This is a genomic window from Ectobacillus sp. (assembly GCF_056992975.1).
In genome coordinates, this window is sequence record NZ_JBXKMX010000311.1 from 20,707 (window position 1) to 45,739 (window position 25,033).

A 25,033-nucleotide genomic window follows, 5' to 3' on the forward strand; every position below is an offset into this window, starting at 1 on the left:
ATGGCTAATCAGATTCCAGAGAAAGTTGTTAATTACAATGTATATGATGATACAGAAAAGTTAATAGGTATTTCAGGTGAAGTCACGATGCCTAATTTAGAAGCCATGTCGGAAACAATTTCTGGTGCCGGTATTTTAGGAGAATACGACAGCCCGAATCCAGGTCATTTTGGACCTATGACCATTGAATTTGCTTTTCGAACACTTTTTAAGAGTTCGTTTTCATTAATGAGGTATCGAGGACGCTCTTTAGTATTACGCGCTGCACAACAAAGCTACGACGTGTCCTCTGGACAAGCTGCCCATCGTGGGTTGAAAATCACTCTTAAAATGCTTCCAAAAGGACTTGAGTTGGGTAAACTTGCAGTCGGTGCAGCTACAGAGTCAAAGAATACATTTGAAGTTATTTACATCAAAGTTGAAGAAGCGGGACAAGTTCTATTAGAGCTTGATAAACTTAATTTTATTTGCAAAATTGACGGAGAAGATATCTTACAAAATATTAATAAATTAATCTAAGCGAGGGATAACTAATGGCTAAAACAAATGAAAATGTAATTGAATTTAAAAATACTTATAATTTCGAAGGAACAGAAATTAAAGAAATAGACCTTACTCCTTTAGAAACATTAACAGCTAATGACTTAATCGAAGCTGATAAAATCTTTGGAGCGTCAGGTCAATTTGCTGTTGTAAACGAGGCATCTCTTGGTTATACAATCATCATTGCTTCTAAAGCTACAAATAAACCTATCGAATTCTTTAATCAATTATTTGCCTCTGATGCGATTAAAGTTAAAAACAAGGTGATGGGTTTTTTGAACAATTAGGGGTTATTGAGAAAAGAGAACAAAAAATAATAAGAGTGATAACAGGACGAATGCTAAGAAAAACATGCATTCGTCTTTCTATTTCTACTTATACGAATTTGTCTTATTTTCTGGGAATGACCTTATTCGAATTAGCTGAATTCATTGATGATATGAAGGAGGCAAAATAACAATGAGTACTGCAAAAGTATATGAAATAGCATTTAAACTCGGTGCTTCTGTTAATTCTTCTGTTAGAACGGCTTTCGCCAACACAAACAAACAATTGTCTAACCTTAGGAAAAATACAGGTGAATTGAGTGGAAAATCTAACCTTCTAAGTGCAGGAATGAAAGGTTTAGCTGGAACAGCAGTGGCAGCTGGTGCAGCGTTTGTTGGATTATGTACTGGAATCGGTGCGGCTGTTATGCAATTTGATGAGTATAATGCCGCCATGAAGCAAATAGAAGCATCAACAGATCCAGCCATTACTAATATAGCTGAAATGAAAGAAATATCGAAAAATCTATACAATAAAAATTTCGGTCAAGACTGGAATGACTTGGCTAATGCTATTTCTCAAACTCAAAGCATAACAGCTTTGTCTGGTAAAGAATTAGAAAAAGCTACTGAAAATGCTCTTGCATATAGGGATGTATGGGGAGCAGATATCTCTGAATCTGTTAAAGCTACTGATACTATGATGCGTAACTTTGGAATATCTAGCGACCAAGCATTTAACTTAATGGCACAAGGAGCGCAACGAGGCCTAAATAAATCAGGTGAATTACTTGATAGTGCAAATGAATATGCTCCACAATTCGCGTCATTAGGCTTTAATGCTAATCAAATGTTTGATGTATTTAGCGCAGGGTTAGAATCAGGTGCCTTTAATCTTGATAAAGTCGGAGATGCAGTAAAAGAGTTTAATATTCGCTCTAAGGATGGTTCTAAAGCCAGTTCAGAAGCTTATCAAGCTTTAGGTATGGATGCTTCTAAAATGACGCAAATATTCGCTAAAGGTGGACTAGAGGCACAAAAATCATTCAATACAGTTGTACAAGCTATTAGCAAAGTAAAAGATCCAGCTGAAAAGAATGCCATTGCTGTTGGACTGTTTGGTACACAAGCGGAGGATTTAGAAAAGAATGTTATTGCTGCTATGGGTACTGCTAGAAGTCAGTTTGATATGACGCAAAAAACCATGGAAAATGTTAAAAATATCAAATATGACACGCTTGGAAATGCGTTGCAAGGAATAGGCCGGCAGATTGAGACAGGATTATTGATGCCGGTTGGTGAAAAGCTTCTTCCGGTATTTCAAAAATTATCCGATTCAATCGGTAAAAACCTACCAGCTATCAAAAAATCATTTTCTAACACGTTTGGACCTGTTGGTAATCTAATTTCCAAAGCATTTGATAATATTGGTCCTGTTTTTGAGTCAATAAAATCAACGGTAGGACCTTTAATAGCTCAAGTTGGCGCAATGGTTATGCCAGTATTCCAACAAATCACCTCATTCTGGGAGAAGAATGGTTCTAAAATAACCAATGCCTTTTCAAATATATTAAAAGTCGGAGGTGCTGTTTTTGGCGGTATAGTCAAAGTGATTCAGTCACTCATTCCAATTGTTCAACCAATCTTATCTAAAATAGTTGGATTTGTTATGGATATATTCGGTCAAGTAGCGGCGTTTTGGAATGAAAATGGAACACAAATTATGCAAGCTGTCCAAAATGTTTTTGGCGGAATAGCTGCCATTATTAAATTTATTTCTCCAGTTATACTTTTTATCGTTAATATGGTATGGGGGAATATAAAGGGCGTTATCCAGGGAGCTCTAAAAATCATTATGGGCGTAGTTAAAATTTTCGCTGGTCTTTTTACTGGTGATTTCGGCAAGATGTGGGAGGGCGTTAAGCAATTATTCAGTGGTGCAATTCAATTCCTCTGGAATGCTGTAAATCTATTATTCTACGGAAAAATACTTGGCGGCATTAGAGCTTTAGCAACAGGCGCTATTTCACGAGTAGTTGGAATGTGGACATCCATCAAGACATTTTTCAGCGGAGGAATCAATAACGTTTGGAAAAATGTTATGGGATTAGGTACGAAAATAAAATTTGGATTTGAAATAGCTAAAACAGCAGCAGTTGATCTAGCTAAATCTATGTGGTCGAATGTAACTAAATGGTTTGACAAAATCGTCGGTGGAGCCAAGTTATTACCTGGAAAAATCGGTTCTGGTATTAAGTCAATGGCTGGAAAAGCTCTCGATGGAGCTATTTCAATGGGTAATAAGTTACTTAAAGGTATCGGAAATATCGTAAATGGTGTTATTAAAGGTCTGAACTGGGCTTCAGCTAAATTAGGTCTAGATATCTCCATTAATCAATGGGATGTACCACAATATGCAAACGGAACAAAAGGACATCCTGGAGGGTTAGCTGTATTAGGTGACGGCGGTGGTCCCGAGCTTTATCGTACCCCACAAGGACATATGGGGTTAAGTCCTGGACATGACACGCTTATGAGCCTTCCTAAAGGGACACAAGTTATTAACGCAAGAGCTACTCAACAAGTTATGAGCTCTATTCCAGCTTATGCTAAAGGTAACGTATTAACTAATGCAGTTAAAACAGGTGCTTCATGGGTAGCTAATAAGGCTTCAGCTGTAAAAGATAAAGCACTAGATATTTGGAGTTATGCATCTGACCCAACAGGACTAATGAAAAAGCTCGTTGAAAAATATGTGGATATACCATCTTTCTCAGGAACGTTTGGGAATATTATGTCTGGTTCTCTTAAATTAGTTAAAAGTAAAGCTACTACTTTCTTAAAAGATAAATTAGGTGATTTCGGAAGCTTTAACGGCAAAGTAGCCGATAATGCACAAGTTAGAGCGTGGGTTACTCAAGCGTTAAATATGACGAATACTCCATTATCTTGGCTACCAGCTATGATGGTTAAAGCTCAAAAAGAATCAGGTTATAATCCAAGAGCCATAAACCTGTGGGATTCAAATGCGAAAGCTGGACATCCGAGTAAAGGTCTATTTCAAACAATTGACTCTACCTTCAGTGCTTACAAAATGAATGGTATGAATGATATCTATAATCCAGTGCATAATGCAGTGGCTGCCATTCGTTACATCAAGTCGCGGTATGGAAATGTATTTAATACGCCAGGTATTAAATCTATGGCTAAAGGCGGAGCTTATAAAGGATATGCAAAAGGTGGAAAAGTTCCAAATTCACAATGGGCATGGGTTGGTGAACAAGGACCCGAATTGATGAACTTGCGTGGTGGTTCAAAGATTTTTCCAAATGAGAAAAGTAAATCGATGATTTCTAATTTGCTTTCATTTGGAAATTCTAACAAAGACACGAATAATCAGTCTATTAAAAATAGCAATATGACTGATCAATTTGTATTCGCTCCAGTGATTCATGTTCCAGAACGTGCTGATAAGACGGAAATAGAATCATTTGTAAAATCCATGATTGGTGATCAATACGAAGAGTTTAAGAAAATGATGAAACAATACAATAAGGACAAAAAAAGACTCGCTTTTGACTAGGAGGGGATTAATTTGAAAATTTATACGACAATTAGTGGAGATACTTTCGATAAAATCGCCTATGATCAGTTAGGAAGCGAGTATCTTTTTCCGTTGATTATAGAAGAAAATCAGCAATACCGTGATGTACTCATTTTTTCGTCAGGTGTCGAGCTTACTATTCCAGAAGTAGAACTAGATGATTACGATAATATTCCTGAGTGGATGTCGGGTGATTTAGAAGACGTATCTGGTGTCGTTACTAAAGAAGATGAAACCACTCCAATTGTTGTCTTAGATGGTGTGGACTCATGAGTAATGGAAGACGTATCGGTTTAGATGTGCTATATGATAATCAAACAATTACTGCAGATATTGCCCCATTTATCATAGATGTCTCATTTACAGATAATTTTTCTGGACAAGCTGATTCCATATCGATTTCACTTGGTGATCGTGAACGAAAATGGACGAATAGTTGGATGCCGAAGAAAGGCGCTTCATTAGAAGCGTCTCTTATTATTTATTCCGATTGGGGAAGTACAAAAACTTCTAAAAGAAAACTTGGTCATTTTGACATTGATGATATTAATACGGGCGGTCCACCTAATAAAGTAACTGTAAACGGTACATCTGTACCTGAATCTAGTTCTCTAAAAGGACAAAAAAAGTATAGGTCTTGGGAGAAGACTACGTTTAAAAAGGTTGCAGAAGATATTTCAGCTAAGAATAAGCTAAAATTATATTTTAGTTCAAATGAAAATCCAACTTACGATAGACTAGATCAGGAAAATGAAACAGATGTAGCGTTTTTAATGCGCATTTGTAATGATAATGGTTTTTCTTTGAAAGTAGCAAATAAGAGTATATCTATCTTTGATGAAATAAAATTTGAAAAAGAAGCTGCTATAGATACCATTAAGCGTACTGATCCACGGGTGAAAGATTATACAGGAAATGATACTCTTACTGGTATTTATAAAGCGTGCAAAGTGTCTTATACAAATACCAAAACAAAAAAAACTATCTCGTATACATTCGCTCCTCCAAAACCTCCTAAAACGGATAAAATTCTATTCGTTAATGAGGAAGCTAAAACTAAATCAGAAGCTATTAAGTTAGCGAAAAAGAATCTTCGGGCTGAAAATAAAGACGGCACTACATTTTCTTTGAAATTAGCTGGTTTTGCTTTGTATTATGCTGGTCAAACAATCAATCTAAAAGAATTTGGTGGTTTTGATGGAAAATATATCATTACTTCAGTAAACGGTAAAGTCGGTGGCGGCTCGGAGACATCCATGGAGCTTAGAAAATGCCTGGAGGGATACTAATGAACAAACCTATCCAGACAGGAAGAATATCAGCTATATATCCAGAACGATGTACAGCAAGGGTATATTTTGAGGATTTAGATAACACATCTAGAGAATTGCCTATTGTCGGTAGAGGTTCACAAAATACTAAAGATTATTGGATGCCTACTGTTGGCGAGCAGGCTATTTGTCTTTTTCTGTCTGATAAATCTAGGGAAGGGTTTATTATTGGGACATTCTTTAGTGATCAAGATAAACCTCCTGTAGCAGATAAAAACAAAAGACATTTTAAATTTGAAGATGGCACCACCATTGAGTATGATTCAAAAACTAAAACTTTAGCAATTGATTGCAAAGGACCTATCACTATCAAAGCGTTAGGAAATATTACGGTATCAGGTGATGTAGTTGCGGATGGAATTAGTTTAAAGAATCATACACATTCAGGAGTATATGGTGAAACTTCTTCGCCAAATTGAGGTGATTAAATGGCGAAAATAGGTAGCTTCGGCGGCGTAAATTTCGAAGTGTCTTCAAAAAAAGTTCTTAATTTTAGCGAGTTTTCCAGGAGTGGTAGCTCTCGATGGTCTATCCACGATATAAACCTTAAGAAACCAATGCCTGAATTTTTAGGACCTGGACAAGATAGTTTATCACTTAAAATCAAGTTAAATGCATATCATGGTGTTAATCCAGAATCTACTTTGAAAAAATTAAGAGATTTTAAGGATAAAGGCAAGTATGGATCATTTGTCATCGGAACCGAACCTATTTCATCAAATTATTGGTACCTGGAAGATGTTTCTGAAGTTTATAACAATATCGATGGAAAAGGTAGAATTATCTCTATTGAAGCAACACTAAGTATTAAAGAATATCCTAAGCCTGTTGCTGCTAATGTAAAGAAAAAAGTTAAATTTAAAAAGACTGGAACAAATACATCTAAGAAGAAAGTATTAGGAACTATAACAATTAAAGCAAGTATGTTAAATTGCCGAGCTTCACCTTCACTAAAAGGAAAAGTTGTAAAAGTACTTAAAAAAAATCAAAAGTATAAAGTGTACGGGACCAAAAAAACAGATATTACTTGGTATAACCTTGGTGGAGGAAAATGGGTTTCTTCCTCAACTAAATATGTAAGTTTTAAAAAGGAGTGATATTTTGGCTATTTATGAAGTATCCTCTTTGGATTCAATTGATTATGGAGCTATAGGCAATGCAGCCGTACTGCAAAGTGTTCGATTTGCTTTAGCATCATTAATTAATACATGTTATATGGATCGAGCTTTTGGGTTAGAAGCAACGGTAGATGATCCACTCAACCAAGTTGCTATAAACTATTCATCTACTATTATTGATTTTCTTGAAAGCACTATTCCAGATATAACCGTTAAAGAGGTAGGTTTTGAAACAAAAATCGAAACTGGTCATATATATCCGCGAGTAAAGGTGGTGATTAATGATGGCTAGATTTGGATTACCAGATATCGATTTTTTAGAAGTAGATGCGGAAGAGCTAGAAAATTTAGCTGTATCTAAGTTTGAGGATTTGCAAAAAGTCACTTTAACCGACGCAGACCCGCGGAGGAAATTCATTCAAGCTAATGTTTTTATAGCAACTTTACTTGCTAATAACATTGATTTTACAGGGAAGCAAAATTTATTAGCTTATGCTGTAGACAACCATTTGGAGCATTTAGGAGTTAAAAAGAATGTTCCTCGTTTGGGTCCTATTGCATCCAGTGCAATCTTTAGGTTTGAAGTGGAACCTCCAGAAGATTTCACCATATCTGTAGGCACGAGATTTTCAATAAATGACCTTTTCTTTACAACGACAGAAGAAAAACTAGTAACTGTCGGAATGACATCCGTAGATATAGCTGGCGAATGTGAAGAAGCAGGAACGGTAGGGAATGGATTTTTACCTGGTCAAATTAATAGTTTAGTTGACCCATTACCTTGGGTGTCGTCGGCTTATAACATTTCAAAAACAGATGGTGGAGTTGATTGGGAAGAAGATGATGATTATGCTGATCGTATTCGCCAATCAAACGCTCAATATAGTACAGCGGGTCCAGAAGACGCTTATCGTTATCACGCTATGTCTACGGATGCTTCTATAGTCGATGTAGAAGTAACAAGCCCTAGTCCTGGGACTATACTCATTGTTCCTTTATTAAAGAATGGTGAAATACCTAACCAAGAGATTATTGACTTAATTCAAGCAAAATTAAGCAACAAACAGGTCAGGCCATTAACGGATTATGTGACTGTCGAACAACCGGAGGAGATATCCTATGATATTGACGTTACCTATTATGTTTCGTCTGATAAATCTAATGTATTGCCAGATGTACAAACATCCGTAAATCAAGCTATAGCTGATTATCAAATTTGGCAAAAAAACAAACTAGGAAGAGGTATTGATCCAAGTGAATTAATTTCTTTAATAAAAGCATCTGGAGCAAAGCGAGTAAGTGTTACTAGCCCAAGCTCATTTGTGGCGCTTAATAAAAACCAAGTGGCTAAATCAAGTGCTATTTCGGTTACTTTTGGAGGAATAGAAGATGATTAAAACTCTGAGTGATTTTCAACTTCGTGATTTTCTTCCAGAGGCATTAAAAAGCGAATCTGATTCTGTAGCCATTGCTGATGCTTTAACGCCTGTCTTTCAATATATTTATGAAAAAACAAACTTATTAAAACAATATGACGGTATTCCTGACCGTTTACTTGATTTTATCGCATATGAGGAAAATGTTGATTTTTACGATACCGACATGAGTATTACTGAAAAAAGAGCATTGATTGATAAATCTCAAAAAGTGCATCAATTAAAAGGAACGCCAGCTGCAGTTGAAGAAATTGCAGCTATTTTCTTTAATGACGCAAAAGTTATGGAATGGTTTGAATATGGTGGCGATCCATTTCATTTTAAAATTGAAGCTGATGATGATTTTAAAGATGAGACAAACATAGCTAAAATGTATCGGCTTGTAGAATCAGTTAAAAACAAACGGTCAAGACTTGAAGCGATTTGGTTCAAAAAAAGCAATGGTTTATATTTCATTGTAGTTAAAAACGATAAATTAAGAATTAAGCCAGTTTTAAGTTTTTATTCTGGAATGAACATGCCAGGCAGTACGTTTGTTAAAAATACATCACTAAATAGCTCTACGAAAAATGGTTTATCAACTGTCCCGTTTTCTGGAGAGTTACGAATAGGTTCGAAAAATGATGTATTGACTGGTACAACATTATCTAGTTACCCATCAATACAAAATCAAATTAATTACGGTGATGGTTTATTTGACAGAATCAAAAGTTATCCAGGGCAATCCCAATCAGCACAGACGATAGATAATACAACAATCAGCCCGATGGTTCAAGATGGCGAATCTACTATTGGTTATTGCGGCAAGACATACGCATCGAAAGGAGAATGATGGATGCTTACGACAGATGCAAAAAATATGATTGCTAAGTTTATTGATGATACCGTCGTTTCAGCTGATTACACAGTGAATGGAGTAACTTATCCAGCTAAATTTAGGCGATCAATTGTATCAGTAAATTCAGTAACGAAACATGTTTATTTAACAACCAAGGACCCAATTGGAATAGTAACAAGAGTTCGATTGTTAACTGCTAACGGTACAGTTTTTGACCAAAATACTATTTCGAAAGTGCATGAAAAAAATAAAGGTCGTTTATTTACATTTGAATATAAAGTTGAGGAGGTAATCGGATGACTATTCCTGATTTACGTAGTAAAAATTATGAGCCTCTATTATGGGAAGATCGTGTACTAAATGAGACAACAGGAGCTGTCATTGTTGAAGGCACACCAGTAGATGAAACAAATCAAAATAACCTAGAAATAGGTATTTTAACTGCTCATCTAGATATCGGCTTGCTTTCATCTTTTTTAATGCAGCAAACTAACCTTAATCGGCTAGAAATCGCTAAATATAAGAATCAACGACTACAGCAAGGTCAAGAAACGCTTACATCAAGCGATACAAATACTTATTTTAGAACGAGCGATCCGTTCGTGACGGTAGCATTAACCGGGTATGCTCAAATTAATGCTCCTAACTACGATGTACAATTAACGGTTGTAAGTGCAGATGATGACGGTAAAATCGGTCAATTAATCGCTTATGACAAAACTCAAAATGGATTTAAAGTTAAGATGACTGGTTCAGCGAAGACAGTCTCTTTTTTATGGACAATAATCAATCCTAATGTGTAATCAAGATTCGTAAAATACGAGTCTTTTTTATTTTAAAAATAGAGGAGGAACAAATTATGATCATCACTCAAGTTAATAATGGTCCTAAAGCAGAGTATTCGTTACAAGGCACAGTTTTAACCATCGGTAATCAAGTACCAATCGACTTAGAAATCCGTCAAACAGATACGCAAAATGTGGTAGATGTTTGCTTAGATAATCAACTGCAAACAATGCGCGAAGGATTAGGAGCTTGGTATGTAGCTACTATCATTATTCCGCCAACTCAAATATTATTGGTTGAATCCGGGGAGTTTGATGAAAATGACAATCCAATCATGGTCGAAACAGAGTTGCCGTTAGATGTGAACAAAGTGGAATTACGTTTATGGAGTTTGCCAGAAGAAACACAAACTACTACTAATACTGAAGGAGTGCTTGCATAATGCCATTTATTTTATCAGTGAAAGATACGTATAGACAAGCAGTAGAGGCAGCGACAGACGGTAAAAATACAGTAATGTATGATGATAAAGGGAATCCATCTATCATGGTATGCATACCTCGTTTTAATCTATCTGATGTAATCACAGGAGCTCCAGCTACACCTCATCCAGCGTTTATTGTGGATGGTGTCGTTAAGAATGAAATTTGGATTTCTAAATTCCAAAATATCGTGCATGATAATCGTGCTTATAGCATTCCAGGCGTAGATCCTAAAACCTATACAACATTTGACCAATCCAGAACATATTGCACGAATAAAGGTACAGGATGGCATTTAATGACGAATGCAGAATGGGCAGCTATTTCATTATGGTGCAAGAAAAACGGCACTATGCCACGAGGAAATAACAATTATGGAGCAGATATTTCGGCAGCTCACGAAAAAGGTCGTGAAACATATAAATCGGGCGCTAATACAGGCCGTGTTGCTACCGGTTCAGGTCCGGCTTCTTGGTCACACGATGGTACAAATGCAGGTATTTTTGATCTTAACGGTAACGTGTGGGAGTGGAACGACGGTTTAAAAATTGTCGACGGTAAAATTTACGTTCATCAAGACAATGACTTCACTACTCCAGATGACATTTTGCAGTGGGTTGATACAGGAGCTTCATTCGACAATGTGAGTGGTCTTGTTCTTAACTCTTCTAGAACAGCCGCAGCTGCTACAGGTTTAAGCAAGACATTTGAAACGTTAGCTCCTGCTTCCGGATACACAGTACCTGATTTACTAAAATATTTAGCGATTTCCCCTATCGACGCGAGCCATGGAGGAGATTCGATATATGTTACTACTGAGGGTGAGCGTGTTGCGTTTCGTGGTGGCTCTTGGGTTTATGGCGCTAGTGCTGGGGTGTTCACTCTGAACTTGGACTGCTTGCGTTCGGATTCGGGTGACGGCCTCGGCTTCCGTTCCGCGTACGTAATCTGAGTTCTGTTATCTGAAAATCTGTTAGAGTCCGCGATAGCGGGCTCTTTATTTTTGAAAGGTGTTTGTAATGGTGAACAAAGAAGATTTAAAAATACTGCAGAAAACGTACGACATGATTGAATATGGATATATCGCTTTGCGGCAATATCCAAAGTCGGAAAAGCATACACTTGCAGCAGAAACAAAGCGTTGTATGTATGATTTATTGAGATTGATGATTAGAGCGAATAAACGATATTACAAGAAGACTACACTTCAAGATATCGACATCGAACTAGAAAATTTACGATACGTTATCAGGTTAGCTAACGGGCTTGGATTCCTTCCGTTTAAGCAATACGAAAATTGGTCTCGTAAATTGAATGAAATAGGAAAAATGTTAGGCGGATGGATAAAATCTATCAATAATTAATTACATAATCGGGGAATAGGTCATATTTGTGAGCGTATTGCGATTCGTGGTGGCAATTGGAATAATGGCGCTAGTGCTGGAGTGTTCAATCTGAACTTGAACAACTTGCGTTCGAATTCGAATGACAACATCGGCTTCCGTTCCGCGGTTCTCCTCATCAGAAACTTCAAGCCCAATGGGCTTATTGGCAGTGTGAAGGAAAACGGACTTATTCCCCTGCCTTCGGGCAAAATAATAAATTGCTGATAAATTAGTTAGTAGTTTGCAACGATTAAAAAACAGGCGAAAGGTGATACAATCAGCGCTTCCTATACAGAAAGAAGGTAAACATCGATGAAACGATTCAAACATCTATTTGAACAAATAATAGATTATGAGAATCTTTGGAACGCTTACTTAAATGCAAGAAGAGGTAAAAGGTTTAGGGGAGAAGTATTAGAGTTTAGTAACAATGCAGAAGATAATTTGATTCAGATACAAAATGAATTGATTTATAAAACTTATCATGTTGGCAGATATCGAGAATTTTATGTATATGAACCAAAGAAACGATTAATCATGGCGCTACCTTTTCGAGATAGAGTAGTTCAATGGGCGATTTATCAAGTAATAGAACCGTTATTAGATAAACAATTCATCATGGATTCATATGCGTGTAGAAAAGGAATGGGAACTCAAAAGGCTGCGGATCGTCTCCAATATTGGATGAGAAAATTAGAAAGAACGAACTCAAATTCTTATCATTTAAAACTCGATATGTCTAAATATTTTTATCGTATCGACCATGAAGTGTTGCTATCTATTTTAGGAAGAAAGATTCATGACGATGAACTTATGTGGCTATTAGAAGTCATTATTCATTCGGAAGATACTAAATTCGGCATTCCGTTAGGTGACCACAGTTTTGAAAAAGAACGTATTGAAGGAATGGGTATGCCAATAGGTAATCTAACCAGTCAGTTATTCGCTAATCTTTATCTAAATGAACTAGATCAATACGCAAAGCATGAGCTCGGACTACATTGCTACATACGTTACATGGATGACATCATTATTCTTCATGAGAGCAAACAGGAATTATGGAGAATATTAGAAGAAATTGATGCATTCCTTAAATTCGAATTAAAGCTACAGTTGAACAATAAAACATCTATTCGACCGAACTCTACTGGTGTTGAATTTGTAGGCTATCGCATTTGGACAACACACAGAAAACTAAAGAAAGCGACTGTAAAGAAAATGAAAAGTCGTTTGAAATACATAAAAAAATCTTATGCTCGTGGGGAGGTGAATATAGATGAAATACGTTCAACGATTGCCAGCTACTTAGGTTTGATGAAACACGCTAATTCTTATCGTCTAATGAAGAAAATATTAAAAGAATTAGTGTTAACGAGAAATCGTTGATATGTATGAGGTTAACTTGATAACAAGAGTTAACCTTTTTATTTTGTAAAAGAGGTGAATTCGTTGGAAATTCAAATCGGAATTATAAGCGCTCTTGTAGGTATATTGATTACATTATTAACATTTACTCGTAATCGCGATAAAGATGTTAAAAACGATGCGTCAGAATCGGCTGTAATTCGAACAAAATTGGACAATATTAATGCAGGAGTAGAATCTATTAGGATTGATATTAAAGCTAATGAAAATAGAGTCAGCGACTTATCAGAGCGTGTTATTAGGGTTGAGGAAAGTTCAAAGCAAGCACATAAACGAATTGATTCTATCGAATTGAAAGGGGAAATAGAACGATGAAGGATATATTAACACTTTTTGGTGGGTTTCTTACAGCTCTTCTTTTCTTTTTTGGAACTGTAGGAATTAAGTTTGATTGGTTTACGGAAGCGAGTATAAACGCTTTTGTTTTAGTAGTAGGAGCATTTTTTGCTCTAGCAATCAATGTATATGCAGTGTGGAAAAACACTCATACTGGATGGTTTAAAAAGAAAGGAGATGATAAAAAATGATTAATGAAGTAGTTATTTCAAGTGGACATGCTAAATATGTTCGTGGGGCACATGGATACATTGATGAAGTGGATGAAGCTCGAAATGTAGTAGGCAAGGTTTCTTCATATCTTGAAAAGCTAGGTGTAAATGTAACTACTTATCATGATAATACATCTAAAACACAAGCTGAAAATGTAAATGGTATTGTAGCTTATCATAATAGTAAAAAACGTGATTTAGATATCTCTATTCATTTTAATGCTGCTAGTAAAACAAACGATCCGCGCGGTGTTGAAGTTTTATATTACAATCAAGACAATTTGGCTAAAAAAGTATCAGCTTCAATATCTGATGTTAGCAGACTTAAAAACAGAGGTGCTAAAAAGCGGACTGATTTAGGATTCCTAAAACGTACAGACAAGCCAGCTATCTTAATCGAGGTTTGTTTTGTAGATAGTAAAGCAGATGTCGAAACATACAAAGAACATTTTGATGATATTTGCCGAGCTATTTCCGAAACGATTAGCGGTAAAAAGTTAGTTGTTGCCAAGCCTGCTGTAAAAGTATCAGAAAGTAAGCTTTATAAAGTACAAGTTGGGGCTTATAGTGATAATGAGAATGCAGAAAAACTTGCAGCTGAGTTAAAGAAAAAAGGATATAAGCCTGTAATTGTGTAATGTTAAAGCCACTCTCTTAATTGAGAGTGGCTGATAATATTTTATTTCAATTTAACAGTATACTCTCTGATTTGTTCAAAAGTAGCTTGATCTATGCCAATAAAGTTCACGTCATGAGTATCATTATCTAATCCATAAGCTTCCACAAACTCAACAGTTTTTCCAGGTAACAAAGCGTTCGAACTAGCATTCTCTAAATCAACCATTTTATTGTATGTAGCTACATCGTCTTCACTTCCAAATGCATCAAGAAAATAATAGTTTTCGCTAAGATCCACTCGTGAAGTTTCATTTTCTTGTTGAACAAGTAGATTCATAAGAGTATCGGTAGGCACTATATCTTTATCTTTAGTTTTGTTTGTTAGTTTAAAAGTTATAAATAGACCAAATTTGTCCTCTGATGGACTTTGAATAACCTCTGTTTTAGAAACTTTCAAAGTAAATTCTTCAGTTTCTAATGTACCATCCTCAAATGTAACACCTGGCTTATTTTCTTCCACAGCAACTTTAGCAGCTATAGTTTCACTAGTCTTACTTTCCTTTTGGTTATTTTTCTGCGCTTCATCAATATTCCCACAAGCAACAAGAAAAACCAAAGAAAATAATAAAACAAACATTTTTTTCATAAATTTTACCTCCTTTTATGAGTAAATCGTACCATTTCATGATAATAATTGTAAGTATATATTCAATTACTAAATATTATATTTATTTATATCTATCATATGATAGATGTGGTACTACCAACGAAACATTGAAAACACACGCTAAGGTATTATTCAGAAAACATCGAGTTACTGAATACCTTATGACTAAATGGTTATGAGACTTTTACTTGTTTTTTGATGTTCAATAACTTATCTCTTTATCTATGTTGAGTTAATAGCAAAGATAAGTTATTGAATATCTATAACAATCTTAATGTATAGAAAACGTGTTTTATCTATGCAGAAATTTGCTTAACATATGTTTTCCGTAAAATGTTGGCGGTGCAATATGTTGAAAAAATATAGTATTCTATTTAAAAGCCCTTCTCTAATGAGATGGGCTTTTAAATAGAATTATTTTTCGACTACTTTATCGATTTCTTCAAATATTAATCCTGGAATAATTCTATTTTTGACAGATTTATTTAAAATTTTATTTAAATCAATGTACCCATTAGTTATGTATAATTCAGAACCTCCTAATGTAATTAACTTATGTACGACATTTTTCAATTCATTCATTTCAAAATTCCCCCTGTAAACATAATCCATTATCTATATAATACACGAATGTACGTTCTATTTGATGTAAAAAATGAATAAATATAATGACATGTTTTATTCGAAACGAATAAAAATATAAACAAACAATGATATAACGACAAAACGGTATTATAATAGTCTATTAGTTTATCATTAACGTATTTATATAACGCCTTATGTTATGGAAAATATGACGCTATATAATCTATATAACAAGCGTTATAAAAAAGGAATTTTTTAACATTTTGTAGAAGTGTTATAACGAGGTGAATGACATGTCTGAAGAGAAAATAACTATTTATTCAAGTAATGATGTTGCTACCTTGTTAAAAGTCCAAAGTTCAACTTTAAGAAAATATTGTCTAATGCTAGAACGAGAAGGATATACAATTTATAAAAATGAACAAGGAATAAGAGGGTTTTTTGATAAAGATGTCATAGTACTAAAAAAGATCATAGCGACTAAAAAACACCCTGATATGACACTAGAACAGGCATGTGGAGTTGTTGTATCCTGGGTTAAGCAAAAAGATATAACGGATAGTGATATAAGTGTTATAACGCCTAATACGAGTTATAACGATGGTTATGATGAAATCATAAGACAATTTAATAAGCTGCAGGAATTTAACGAAGTCTTATTAGAACAACTAAAGAAACAGCAACAACAAATTGATCATAAAATAGAAGATGGTTATCATGAAATTATTGCTGCTATTAAAGAATCAAAAGAACAGTTAAAATTACAAGTAACAGAAAAGAATGAAGAACCTAAAAAAAAGAAAAAATGGTGGCTGTGGACATAAAAAAGAGCATCATTTAGATGCTCTTTTTCTACGTATAACGTATTTAAATCTTTGAAATTTCTTTAATTTTACTTCGTTTGAACGTTTTATCAATGTCTGGAACAAAAATATTTATCGTAATAAAGTCGCTATCTATCGATACAATAAAACCTATATATGGATTAGTACCGTCATCTAATAAAACTTTATCTCCTTTTTTTAGTGTATCTATCTCATTTACTTCATGTTGTTTCGCCCATTGTTCATCAACCCAAATCTTTGCTTCGCAATCGATACATTGATAAAGATACTCTCCATCCTCTTCTTCACCAATAAACTTAGCTAATGTCTTTTTATATGTTTGTGGATTGCAACTAGGACAAATTTCTTTAATTAATTTTGGAATTTCACTCATCGTAAACCCTGCTTTCAATGTTTTTTTGATATTAAATCTTCGGAATATGCATTAACTGACCTTTATTTTCAACTGCTCTGATGCCATTTTTAAGCCAACTAAATAACCTATAATTCTATGGGGAATCATATCTCCAATATTGTAAATCCACTCCCAATAATCGCCGTCAAGATCACTAATAAACTCATGGTATTTTTCATTAACATATTCATAAGCCCATTCTTCTTTATTAGAACAATTCCTAGCAGATTCAATCATATCTTCAAATTCTTCGTGGTCAAAAACGGCTTCATCTTCAATTAATTGTTCCTTCCATTCCATAAGACGATTGACTGCTTTATCCCCGTCATAATCTCGTCTTTCCTTAGAATAAGCTGTTAATTTTTCTTCAAAATAACCAACATGAATGTCATCAAATGAATGGACGCTAGCCTTCCAAGTTAGCCAAAAAACAGCTTCTCCAATGTCACCACTAATATACATTTTGTTCCCATCGAATACATAACGGCAATAGTATGTGTTAGTACCTGGTCTTTTCCATTCAAGCACCTGTAATTCGCCGTGTTGCGTAAGTGTAGCTTCATGTTGTGAGAACCATTTTTCTTTAATTTTCAGTTCTATATTTTCCATGAGTTCAACTTCCTTTCTTATTTCGTATTTTATGTAAAGCCTGCTACTTAAAATATATTTACTATATTATTCTAAATTTATATAAGTGTTTCGATAAATGCCGGAATTATAATTCCAATTGTAACTGCAGAGAATATCAATAAAAATCCATAGAAATAAGTAAAATCTTGAATAGTTATTTTTTCTTCGTCAAAAAAATATAAATTTATTTTCTTAAAAAAGTTTGGTATAATATTTATTAACATATAAAGAAATTCCTTTCGATCCCTATCTGTATTGCGAGTACAGATGGGGATTTTTATTTTTTATTAACTTACTATTAATCTTCCTCGATTAATCCTTGATAGATGCTAAGATCAATTTCTTCTTCTTTTACTTTTTCATTTTGTGTATCAGTCATCATAATAGATATAAAAGATGCAATTGATTGTGTAAGTGCGCTCTTTTGCTCACTATTTAAAGCTATTGGAAGACTAACATTTAATATGTTACTATTACCGTTTATTTCTTCCTTTATTTTTGACACTAGTAGATCAAGAAGGTATTTATTACGTTTAACACCATGATCTGTATTAATATAATCAAGAACTTCCTGATCAATATTAGTAGGTATTCGAAGTGAAAATGTGGAACCGGGTACAAGTTTTTTTAATTCTTTCATACGATTCAATCCTTTTTCGGATTATTTTGTCTTTTCTTCTTGCCTTTTCGTTTTTAATACAAGTAATTTTTGATAAGCTTTTGCAATACTCCAAATACTTTCTTCCGCATTATCTAAGAACCTTAAATCAAATTTAGAATCATTTCTGTTTATATCTATTAAAAAATGTTTTAAAACATTTGCAGTGCCACCAACAATATACGAACAATCTAAATTTCCAACTTTTGCCCATGTACGTTTTAAATAGTTATATTGTTCTTTAGCGAATAGAAGCAGGTATTTATCTACAATTGGCTTAATTGATATAATTTGATCATAAGGACGAACAGAGTATGGATTGTTATCAGAAGTAATGTTTTCAACTAGTTCACGTCTTGTTTTAAATCTAAATCGGTATTCACTAAAAATCCCATCGATAATATCATCTAGTACAGGACCAATTCCAAGTGGTAATCCTGTTGAATAGTCGCTATCAATCTTTCCGTTTCGAATAACAGCTAAATCTGTCGTATTTCCACCCATGTCATCAATAAGTATATTTTTTCTAAGAAGTTCTGTATTACGAGGCATATATTTATCATCCATTGTGATATTAATCATGGCAGCGTGTCCTTCTGTATTAACATATACTTCATTGAAAGATATATTAACTTTCTTACCTGCATATTTAGGTGTTTTTATAAATTCAACTTGATGAATTCCATCTTTTAATTTAGTAGCAAACGCTTTACGTGCTCCATCAATTTTTGATTCATCAATCGGAAGTCCGGTTGATAATGTATAGCTAACCTTTAAATTAGATTCATTTGGATTCTCTTCTACAGCATCAAGTGCTATAGAAGTAAGTAATACAATCAACGCCTGATCAGATTCTCCTTTACGATCAATAATATTACTTTGTGAAGCAACTGTAGAACGAGAAGCGAGTTCTCCTACTGCGTAGGTTCCACTTTCTTTAAGAGAATCAGATGTTACTTTTACATGTAATTCAGAAATAGGATCACCCTCTTCACCAGCCAGTAAAGCTCCACGATCTGTTTTAACAACTACGTTCGGTATATAAAGTTTTTTACCATTAAGTCCTCCAAAAATTCCTTTTAAAGCATCAAATCCAGCATCCACAGAAGCCGTTCTTTCCATATCTATTTCCCCCTCTTATTATGGTAATTTATTCTACATTTAGAATGTAACACAAAAGTAACACAAAAATCAATAGATATAAATAAAAAGTATTACATTTGTGTCACTTTTTTATTCAAAGTCTAAATATTGTTTATATCTTCTCAATGAAAAAGAATTGGTAAAACCAAAGTGAACAACAAGATCTTTATCTGGAACTCTATTGTTTAATGCTTCAATAATACAAGTATTTCTCAAATTGACAGAACTTATTTTACGCAATCCAGCTCGATCCACTTCATCCTTAATCATTTTTTGTATCGCACGAATAGAGAGACGTTTAGGTACACCAAGCTGATAATCAAACTGATAGCTTAGAGAACGATTATTAAAGGCAATAAATAATGGATCTGTCGTTCTATAACGCGGCCGTAATAGCTGAGGAATGCTATTAAAGTATTTAAGTAGGATTTTGGTATGCTCTGTTTCTAATATAACGCGTCTTGTAGCACGTTCTGAACGAATCTGAATGACTTGCTGAGCAAAGTTTACATCGTTCATATCAATGGAATGAATTTCCGAAGGTGTTAGACCATAGAATCGTATTAATAGCGTTATAGACACGTTACGATCTATTAAGCAGTTTCTAGCAATAGGTAAACTATCAATCGAATGAACATGAGCTTTCATACTACGAGTTAATACAGACCATTCATGCGGTGTTATAAAGTCTGTAGCGCATAAGCTACGTTTTATAGGAGTATTTACTAACATAGGAATAGAGAAGCTACTTATATCTAGATGTATAAACAGACGGTTTAAAACGCTAGTCAGTCTGCGTATTGTATCGTCAGAATAATTACGTGTATTAAGATATTCGTAAAAACTAGATAATTCATCTTTAGTAAGCGACTGGATAGCAGCTGCATTATTTTGCTGCTTAAGATTGGCAATCCAATCGGAGAAAATAAGTAAATCAGATTGATATTGTTTTAAAGTTCGAGATTTACGGCCATTTTTACTTAGTTCATTTAAAAATGAAGTGATGTAGTCTAGGACCATTATAATCACACCCTTATATAATAATCTTACGCACCCAACAAGGTTATTATACTCCTACCAGCATATAATAAAAGAACACATATATATTAGTAGCAAGGGAAGATTTTAATCTTTTATCTTGCTCGTTTGAATGCGTAAAATTATGAATCATGATAGGTTTTTATTATTTTAATCATTTTAAAATTCGCATAGCGATATGTCCATTTGAGAAAGACATTTTATATGTAAAAAATCAATAAAAGTAAAGTTTCAATATAGATAAGAAATCACAATAAAGATAAAAAGATATCAATAAAGATAAGGGGATTTTTAAAAAACAAATAGGATCTTACAGTATCAACGGATTGATGTAATTTATAAGTAGACTTTAAATTGATTATCCACATTTATCACAAGACGCCTATCATTTTACTAACACTACTAGTAAACATCTATCATACATCTATAGATATAGTAGACATCTATCGATTGTTTATAAATTTAGTAAGCATCTACCGATAATCGAAATTTATAGCTAAATAGATAGATATGCCAAAAACTAAAAATTAAGCATAAAAAAAGATGATTTCCGGTAATAGAAAATCATCTAATAAACTATGTATTTAAAAAAACGCATCAAAAATAGCCCTGGAAAATAGTATTTTTTTCGCAAGGATTATGTTTATATATTTTTTAAAAAAATTAAGCTAACAATTCTTTTTTATGTTCACGATACTTAATCCATATAGTTGGAACAGGGGAATCGGTCATTTTATAAAAGGATTCAATATCTATAAATAACTTATTTTGATCTAAAAATTTAAAAACATATTCTTGTAGTTTAGCATTTAAAAATCCACCAAGATTTTTAAGTTTATTTCCAGATCTCAAAAAGCTTTCGAGTGATTCTAAAGCATACTGCATAGAATCTCTTAAAAGAATCGTTTTTTGCTTCTTATCCTTAACAAAATGAGCAATCTCTTTTACTGCCCCTTTATAAGCGCTTCGAATACCAATCCGATCTTTTTGAAACATTTGTAATTCAAGTAATTTAATACGATAATCTGCATCTTTTAGAGCTTTCGTTGCTTCTACATCAATCGCTTCTTTTTCAATAATGCATCCTGGAGCAATATGTATTTCATATTTTTTAATATGTAATTGTGTAACAGCCTTTCTTAGACGCGAAATAACATTTTCGCGAGGCTTTCTTTCTTCAACATTAACTGGTTTGAAAGTAAAAATAGGGGATAGGACATCTAAGATTTCTCTAACACGTTTGGAACTACTTTTTCTTAGTTTTTCTTTTAGTGTTTTAGTTGTTAATTCATACGTGAATTCAAGAGCTGACACTTTTTCTTTAATCAGTTTATGTCTAAATGCGTTGAAAATTTCAAGCATGACAATAATACCTTTTGCTGATTTTTTTGTGACAAGGTTGGCCAATACAGTTGTATGAAGCAATTCAAAAGGAACTGTAAAATAATTTAGTTTTTTAGTGCTTAAATATTCTTCTCTTGCTAAATTATTTTCTGCATATCCAACAACTTCATATTGTGTTTTATTTTCCGATTGAATTTCTTTTACTAATCCACGATCAAGTAGCTGATTCATTCCATTTGAACCAGTTGCGCGAGGAATATTTAATAATTTTGAAATGGTAGATACATGAAAGTCTGCATCTAAAACACCAGCACTATTACATTGAGAAAAAAGACCAACATATAATGCAGCTGCTGAAGCATCCAAACCTTTTTCGTATCCAAGTGAGGAATATTCGTAGACTTGATCTCTTAATTGATTTAAAGCATATTGAAAAAATTTGAATCCATTCATTTTAAATTTCTTTTTAGATGTATCATTAGACATAAAAATACCTGAGTTGCTATTTGTCATTTTCATACTCTCCCGTCTATCCGACAAAAGAAACGACCAAAGCTCCCAGGAATTTTTAAAACTTCTTAATTGTACTTGATAATTATTCGAGTACAGTTTATACTAATATTAATTGATTTCACCTATGGAGAATAGGTTTTTGTTGGGAGCTCTACTGTTGACGCAGTAGGGTTTTTTCTTTGTCTATGTATTTATATAATTATAAAAAATAAAAATTCTATTTCCAAGTATATATTCAATGTACGCAAATTGCAATGATAAAATCAAGACTGTCCAGATGAATGGACAGTCTTTTATTTCTTATAGCTAATTATATCAGTAATTGTGAAGGTTTGTGAAATACCTTTTTCTTTAGCAAGATCATTAATCGCATCTAATAGACTTGTAATCGTTTGTTTATGTATTCTAGTTGTTGTATTATCGATCATATGATAAACCGTATTCGGAGGAATTTTCGCTTGAACAGCTACTTTATTTGGAGTAACTCCTATTTTATTAATCGTTGTATCTAGACAAAAAAATGTATCACCCACGTTGCATTACCTACCTTATAACATTCCATAATTTTAATAATTAACTAATTTTAACACCAATAAACATAAAATAACATAATTATATATATATATATTCCTATTTTCGACATATAAATCGTTTATCTTGAAAAGTTTATCGTTAAAGTATAAACTTTCAATATAAATTTTTCGGGGGTTGTCGAATGGATAAATTGCTTTTAAAAGTAAAGAATATAGCACACACTGAAAAAATTACTAATAAAATGATAGCTACTAAATTATCCGTATCAGAAGGAATGATCACAAATTATCTGAATGGTACGAATCGAATAAGTGGGAATAAGTTCGCAGATATCATTTCGATGATTTGTGAAAACAGAACAGATGATATCGAACATTATATACTGGAATATGCAGATAAAATAAACAAAGAAGATTTTATTGTAGAACTTATTGAATGGTGTCATCATGCTGATATGTATTATCTGCAATTAAAGCTTCTAAATAAATTTGAACATCATACAAACCCTATATTTTTTTATTATAGATTACTTTCTAAACGAGATTTCCGAAACATAACACCCATTCATTTTTATCTAGATATCATTAATATGAAATATAAGTCAAACAAAATAGCTGAGTATAAAGCGATCGAAATGATCGCTCTTTTATATGCTAATTACGATTTGCATAATTTTAATATGTTATTTATCGTTGAAGAAGCGTTAAAAAATCTGACCGATATGAAAAATAAATATTTAAAGGAGTCTTATAAATATAGAGTATTAACCATACAAACGATGTTTAGGGAAGCCATTAATAACGGATAAAGTAATTTTATATAAAAAATGGATATATATTCTTTTTAAAAAAATTCACAAAATGTTAAATATTGATAAGATTCGTCCTTTAACTGTTGAATATTTCCTGGATGTTAACTTACAATATCTATATGACCATAAAATTATAAAAAACGTAATAATAGTATAAAATATAAGTAAAAAGTACTATTGCTTATTGCGTACATTTATACTTATGCTATAATTTTATTGTATGCATTTTGAATATATTCGAATTTGTGGTAATTAGGAAAGACATCATTCTCTTTAGATGGTGTCTTTATTAATACATAGAATTATTTAGTGTTTTGTAAAATCGACTAAATACTAAATTGTTAACATCCAAGGGGGCCGTACAATTGGAAGAGGTTATTAAGAAAATTTTAAAACTAGCGTTAGATAGCAAAATGAAGTTGGAATGCTACATTACGGAAAAAGGATTGGATCTTTCCTTAGTATTAGACGAATTATTTAAACTAGAGAGAATCTCAAAAGAGGAATTTAACAGCATGCAAGAGGAATTTATGAGTATGAAAGCACAACTAATATTTTAAATAAAAAAAGAACAGTCAAATGACTTGTTCTTTTTTAATTTGTTTTATTTTCTTCAGATAAAAACGAGCTGATAATTCTTGCGATCATGGCTTGATCTTGTTCTTTTATTTTTTTTCCGTTATATACTAGTTCGTTCGATTCTAATAATTCATATAAGTCATTTGTAGGTGATGGATTTTCTGTTTTTCCTGTTATATAGTCAACTGTTGTATTAAAAAGTGTAGCAAATTGTACAAGCTTATCAGGATCTGGTTTTCTTGTACCAGCTTCATATCCATTATATGTAGATCTAGCTATATCTATTTTATTTGTTATATAATCAACTTTCATTTTTTTAGTCTTTCGAAGATATTTTAAACGCTCCCCTATAATGTTTTCGTTTTTTACCATTTGGTCATCTCTCCTGATTTTATATACTATAATCAATTATCTTTAAAAATGATTCTTATTGCAACAAAAATAAATTACAAAACGCAAACAATTTTTTCTTTTTATGTATATTTTTAATTAAATAATTGTTGAAATGTACGCGAAATGAATATAAAATAAGAATAGATCAAACGATTCTAAAAGAAACGTTCACTAAAGGAGAATTCAGATATGCAAGACAAAAAAGAAAGAAGGGATCTTTTAATTTCTGAACGTAAAAGGAGGAATCTCAGTCAAGAACAAGTGTCAGATAAACTAGAAATATCTAGAAGCCACTATTCCAATATTGAAAATAATATAAGAATCCCTAGTCTTACATTAGCTCTTAAAATTTCTGACTTTTTTGGAATAGATTTGAAAAAATTAGTAAAGTGATTTTTTTTTGCCTTATATGTATTCGGTTTGCGTACATTTTTACTGTTTAGATAAAGAAATATACGCAGTTGTGAATGTAACAAAAAATTCACAAATTTTAAAGGTTGTGACTTTATGACAAGTAAA

Annotated in this window: 33 protein-coding genes; 23 read left to right on the top strand and 10 right to left on the bottom strand. The window is 33.1% G+C overall.

Going from position 1 to position 25,033, the window contains the following annotated elements; genetic code table 11:
• From AC11ZT_RS14085 to AC11ZT_RS14175, 19 genes are all read left to right on the top strand, one after another.
• Complete coding sequence (locus AC11ZT_RS14085) at positions 1 to 519, top strand: phage major tail tube protein (RefSeq protein WP_484060204.1); 519 nt, start codon at positions 1 to 3, stop codon at positions 517 to 519.
• Between the two features lie 14 nt (positions 520 to 533).
• Positions 534 to 830, top strand: a complete 297-nt coding sequence (locus AC11ZT_RS14090; protein WP_484060205.1) for a hypothetical protein — start codon at positions 534 to 536, stop codon at positions 828 to 830.
• Positions 831 to 1,002: 172 nt separating this feature from the next.
• A complete protein-coding gene (locus AC11ZT_RS14095) occupies positions 1,003 to 4,392 on the top strand; it encodes a phage tail tape measure protein (RefSeq protein ID WP_484060206.1) in 3,390 nt (1,129 codons plus the stop codon).
• Between the two features lie 12 nt (positions 4,393 to 4,404).
• Positions 4,405 to 4,686: a tail protein X gene (locus AC11ZT_RS14100; RefSeq protein WP_484060207.1), complete on the top strand. Its 282-nt coding sequence runs from the start codon at positions 4,405 to 4,407 to the stop codon at positions 4,684 to 4,686.
• A complete protein-coding gene (locus AC11ZT_RS14105) occupies positions 4,683 to 5,702 on the top strand; it encodes a phage late control D family protein (RefSeq protein WP_484060208.1) in 1,020 nt (339 codons plus the stop codon). The genes AC11ZT_RS14100 and AC11ZT_RS14105 overlap by 4 nt, the downstream gene beginning before the upstream one ends.
• The gene (locus tag AC11ZT_RS14110; protein ID WP_484060209.1) at positions 5,702 to 6,163 is read left to right on the top strand and encodes a phage baseplate assembly protein V; all 462 of its coding nucleotides are present in this window, start codon (positions 5,702 to 5,704) and stop codon (positions 6,161 to 6,163) included. Before AC11ZT_RS14105 ends, AC11ZT_RS14110 begins: the two co-directional genes overlap by 1 nt.
• Before the next feature lie 9 nt (positions 6,164 to 6,172).
• Positions 6,173 to 6,841: a phage tail protein gene (locus AC11ZT_RS14115; RefSeq protein ID WP_484060210.1), complete on the top strand. Its 669-nt coding sequence runs from the start codon at positions 6,173 to 6,175 to the stop codon at positions 6,839 to 6,841.
• Positions 6,842 to 6,845: 4 nt separating this feature from the next.
• Positions 6,846 to 7,154 (top strand): hypothetical protein, encoded by a 309-nt coding sequence (locus AC11ZT_RS14120; protein ID WP_484060211.1) that lies wholly within the window; start codon positions 6,846 to 6,848, stop codon positions 7,152 to 7,154.
• On the top strand, positions 7,144 to 8,259 hold the full coding sequence (locus AC11ZT_RS14125) for a baseplate assembly protein (protein ID WP_484060212.1): 1,116 nt from the start codon (positions 7,144 to 7,146) through the stop codon (positions 8,257 to 8,259). The genes AC11ZT_RS14120 and AC11ZT_RS14125 overlap by 11 nt, the downstream gene beginning before the upstream one ends.
• On the top strand, positions 8,252 to 9,130 hold the full coding sequence (locus tag AC11ZT_RS14130; RefSeq protein ID WP_484060213.1) for a phage tail protein I: 879 nt from the start codon (positions 8,252 to 8,254) through the stop codon (positions 9,128 to 9,130). Before AC11ZT_RS14125 ends, AC11ZT_RS14130 begins: the two co-directional genes overlap by 8 nt.
• Positions 9,131 to 9,133: 3 nt before the next feature.
• A complete protein-coding gene (locus AC11ZT_RS14135) occupies positions 9,134 to 9,436 on the top strand; it encodes a hemolysin (RefSeq protein WP_484060214.1) in 303 nt (100 codons plus the stop codon).
• Positions 9,433 to 9,939, top strand: coding sequence for a signal transduction protein (locus tag AC11ZT_RS14140; RefSeq protein ID WP_484060215.1), 507 nt, complete (start codon positions 9,433 to 9,435; stop codon positions 9,937 to 9,939). Before AC11ZT_RS14135 ends, AC11ZT_RS14140 begins: the two co-directional genes overlap by 4 nt.
• Positions 9,940 to 9,995: 56 nt before the next feature.
• Positions 9,996 to 10,364 carry an AAA family ATPase gene (locus tag AC11ZT_RS14145; RefSeq protein ID WP_484060216.1) on the top strand — a complete coding sequence of 123 codons (369 nt, stop codon included), beginning with the start codon at positions 9,996 to 9,998 and terminating at the stop codon, positions 10,362 to 10,364.
• Positions 10,364 to 11,356 (top strand): SUMF1/EgtB/PvdO family nonheme iron enzyme, encoded by a 993-nt coding sequence (locus AC11ZT_RS14150; RefSeq protein ID WP_484060217.1) that lies wholly within the window; start codon positions 10,364 to 10,366, stop codon positions 11,354 to 11,356. The genes AC11ZT_RS14145 and AC11ZT_RS14150 overlap by 1 nt, the downstream gene beginning before the upstream one ends.
• Before the next feature lie 67 nt (positions 11,357 to 11,423).
• On the top strand, positions 11,424 to 11,768 hold the full coding sequence (gene avd, locus AC11ZT_RS14155; protein ID WP_484060218.1) for a diversity-generating retroelement protein Avd: 345 nt from the start codon (positions 11,424 to 11,426) through the stop codon (positions 11,766 to 11,768).
• 333 nt (positions 11,769 to 12,101) lie between these two features.
• On the top strand, positions 12,102 to 13,175 hold the full coding sequence (locus AC11ZT_RS14160) for a reverse transcriptase domain-containing protein (protein ID WP_484060219.1): 1,074 nt from the start codon (positions 12,102 to 12,104) through the stop codon (positions 13,173 to 13,175).
• 63 nt (positions 13,176 to 13,238) lie between these two features.
• Positions 13,239 to 13,529, top strand: coding sequence for a hypothetical protein (locus tag AC11ZT_RS14165; protein WP_484060220.1), 291 nt, complete (start codon positions 13,239 to 13,241; stop codon positions 13,527 to 13,529).
• A complete protein-coding gene (locus AC11ZT_RS14170) occupies positions 13,526 to 13,741 on the top strand; it encodes a PTS mannose transporter subunit IID (protein ID WP_484060221.1) in 216 nt (71 codons plus the stop codon). The genes AC11ZT_RS14165 and AC11ZT_RS14170 overlap by 4 nt, the downstream gene beginning before the upstream one ends.
• A complete protein-coding gene (locus AC11ZT_RS14175) occupies positions 13,738 to 14,400 on the top strand; it encodes an N-acetylmuramoyl-L-alanine amidase (RefSeq protein WP_484060222.1) in 663 nt (220 codons plus the stop codon). Before AC11ZT_RS14170 ends, AC11ZT_RS14175 begins: the two co-directional genes overlap by 4 nt.
• A gap of 41 nt (positions 14,401 to 14,441) precedes the next feature.
• Here the strand turns inward: AC11ZT_RS14175 and AC11ZT_RS14180 are convergent, their stop codons facing one another.
• Together AC11ZT_RS14180 and AC11ZT_RS14185 are read right to left on the bottom strand one after the other, a co-directional pair.
• Positions 14,442 to 15,026 carry a DUF5067 domain-containing protein gene (locus tag AC11ZT_RS14180; protein ID WP_484060223.1) on the bottom strand — a complete coding sequence of 195 codons (585 nt, stop codon included), beginning with the start codon at positions 15,024 to 15,026 and terminating at the stop codon, positions 14,442 to 14,444.
• Positions 15,027 to 15,461: 435 nt separating this feature from the next.
• Entirely contained in the window at positions 15,462 to 15,629 is a 168-nt protein-coding gene (locus AC11ZT_RS14185; RefSeq protein ID WP_484060224.1) for a hypothetical protein, read from the bottom strand.
• Between the two features lie 296 nt (positions 15,630 to 15,925).
• Between AC11ZT_RS14185 and AC11ZT_RS14190 the strand changes: the two genes are divergently transcribed.
• Positions 15,926 to 16,456, top strand: coding sequence for a MerR family transcriptional regulator (locus AC11ZT_RS14190; protein WP_484060225.1), 531 nt, complete (start codon positions 15,926 to 15,928; stop codon positions 16,454 to 16,456).
• A gap of 43 nt (positions 16,457 to 16,499) precedes the next feature.
• Here the strand turns inward: AC11ZT_RS14190 and yajC are convergent, their stop codons facing one another.
• The 7 genes from yajC to AC11ZT_RS14225 form a co-directional block, all read right to left on the bottom strand.
• A complete protein-coding gene (gene yajC, locus AC11ZT_RS14195) occupies positions 16,500 to 16,850 on the bottom strand; it encodes a preprotein translocase subunit YajC (protein ID WP_484060226.1) in 351 nt (116 codons plus the stop codon).
• 51 nt (positions 16,851 to 16,901) lie between these two features.
• The gene (locus AC11ZT_RS14200) at positions 16,902 to 17,480 is read right to left on the bottom strand and encodes a hypothetical protein (protein ID WP_484060227.1); all 579 of its coding nucleotides are present in this window, start codon (positions 17,478 to 17,480) and stop codon (positions 16,902 to 16,904) included.
• A 319-nt stretch (positions 17,481 to 17,799) separates the two neighbouring features.
• Positions 17,800 to 18,141: a hypothetical protein gene (locus tag AC11ZT_RS14205; protein WP_484060228.1), complete on the bottom strand. Its 342-nt coding sequence runs from the start codon at positions 18,139 to 18,141 to the stop codon at positions 17,800 to 17,802.
• A gap of 21 nt (positions 18,142 to 18,162) precedes the next feature.
• Positions 18,163 to 19,281 (bottom strand): ParM/StbA family protein, encoded by a 1,119-nt coding sequence (locus AC11ZT_RS14210; protein WP_484060229.1) that lies wholly within the window; start codon positions 19,279 to 19,281, stop codon positions 18,163 to 18,165.
• A gap of 111 nt (positions 19,282 to 19,392) precedes the next feature.
• Positions 19,393 to 20,322 (bottom strand): tyrosine-type recombinase/integrase, encoded by a 930-nt coding sequence (locus AC11ZT_RS14215; protein WP_484060230.1) that lies wholly within the window; start codon positions 20,320 to 20,322, stop codon positions 19,393 to 19,395.
• A gap of 681 nt (positions 20,323 to 21,003) precedes the next feature.
• Entirely contained in the window at positions 21,004 to 22,197 is a 1,194-nt protein-coding gene (locus AC11ZT_RS14220) for a hypothetical protein (protein WP_484060231.1), read from the bottom strand.
• Positions 22,198 to 22,490: 293 nt separating this feature from the next.
• Positions 22,491 to 22,730, bottom strand: coding sequence for an XRE family transcriptional regulator (locus tag AC11ZT_RS14225; protein ID WP_484060232.1), 240 nt, complete (start codon positions 22,728 to 22,730; stop codon positions 22,491 to 22,493).
• A 182-nt stretch (positions 22,731 to 22,912) separates the two neighbouring features.
• On the opposite strand from AC11ZT_RS14225, the gene AC11ZT_RS14230 reads away from it, so the two are divergent.
• Positions 22,913 to 23,539 (top strand): AimR family lysis-lysogeny pheromone receptor, encoded by a 627-nt coding sequence (locus tag AC11ZT_RS14230; protein WP_484060233.1) that lies wholly within the window; start codon positions 22,913 to 22,915, stop codon positions 23,537 to 23,539.
• Positions 23,540 to 23,907: 368 nt separating this feature from the next.
• On the top strand, positions 23,908 to 24,102 hold the full coding sequence (locus tag AC11ZT_RS14235) for a hypothetical protein (protein ID WP_484060234.1): 195 nt from the start codon (positions 23,908 to 23,910) through the stop codon (positions 24,100 to 24,102).
• A gap of 34 nt (positions 24,103 to 24,136) precedes the next feature.
• Here AC11ZT_RS14235 and AC11ZT_RS14240 read toward each other — a convergent pair whose 3' ends face one another.
• Positions 24,137 to 24,493 carry a helix-turn-helix domain-containing protein gene (locus tag AC11ZT_RS14240; RefSeq protein WP_484060235.1) on the bottom strand — a complete coding sequence of 119 codons (357 nt, stop codon included), beginning with the start codon at positions 24,491 to 24,493 and terminating at the stop codon, positions 24,137 to 24,139.
• A gap of 210 nt (positions 24,494 to 24,703) precedes the next feature.
• Between AC11ZT_RS14240 and AC11ZT_RS14245 the strand changes: the two genes are divergently transcribed.
• On the top strand, positions 24,704 to 24,907 hold the full coding sequence (locus tag AC11ZT_RS14245) for a helix-turn-helix transcriptional regulator (RefSeq protein WP_484060236.1): 204 nt from the start codon (positions 24,704 to 24,706) through the stop codon (positions 24,905 to 24,907).
• Positions 24,908 to 25,033 lie beyond the last annotated feature (126 nt).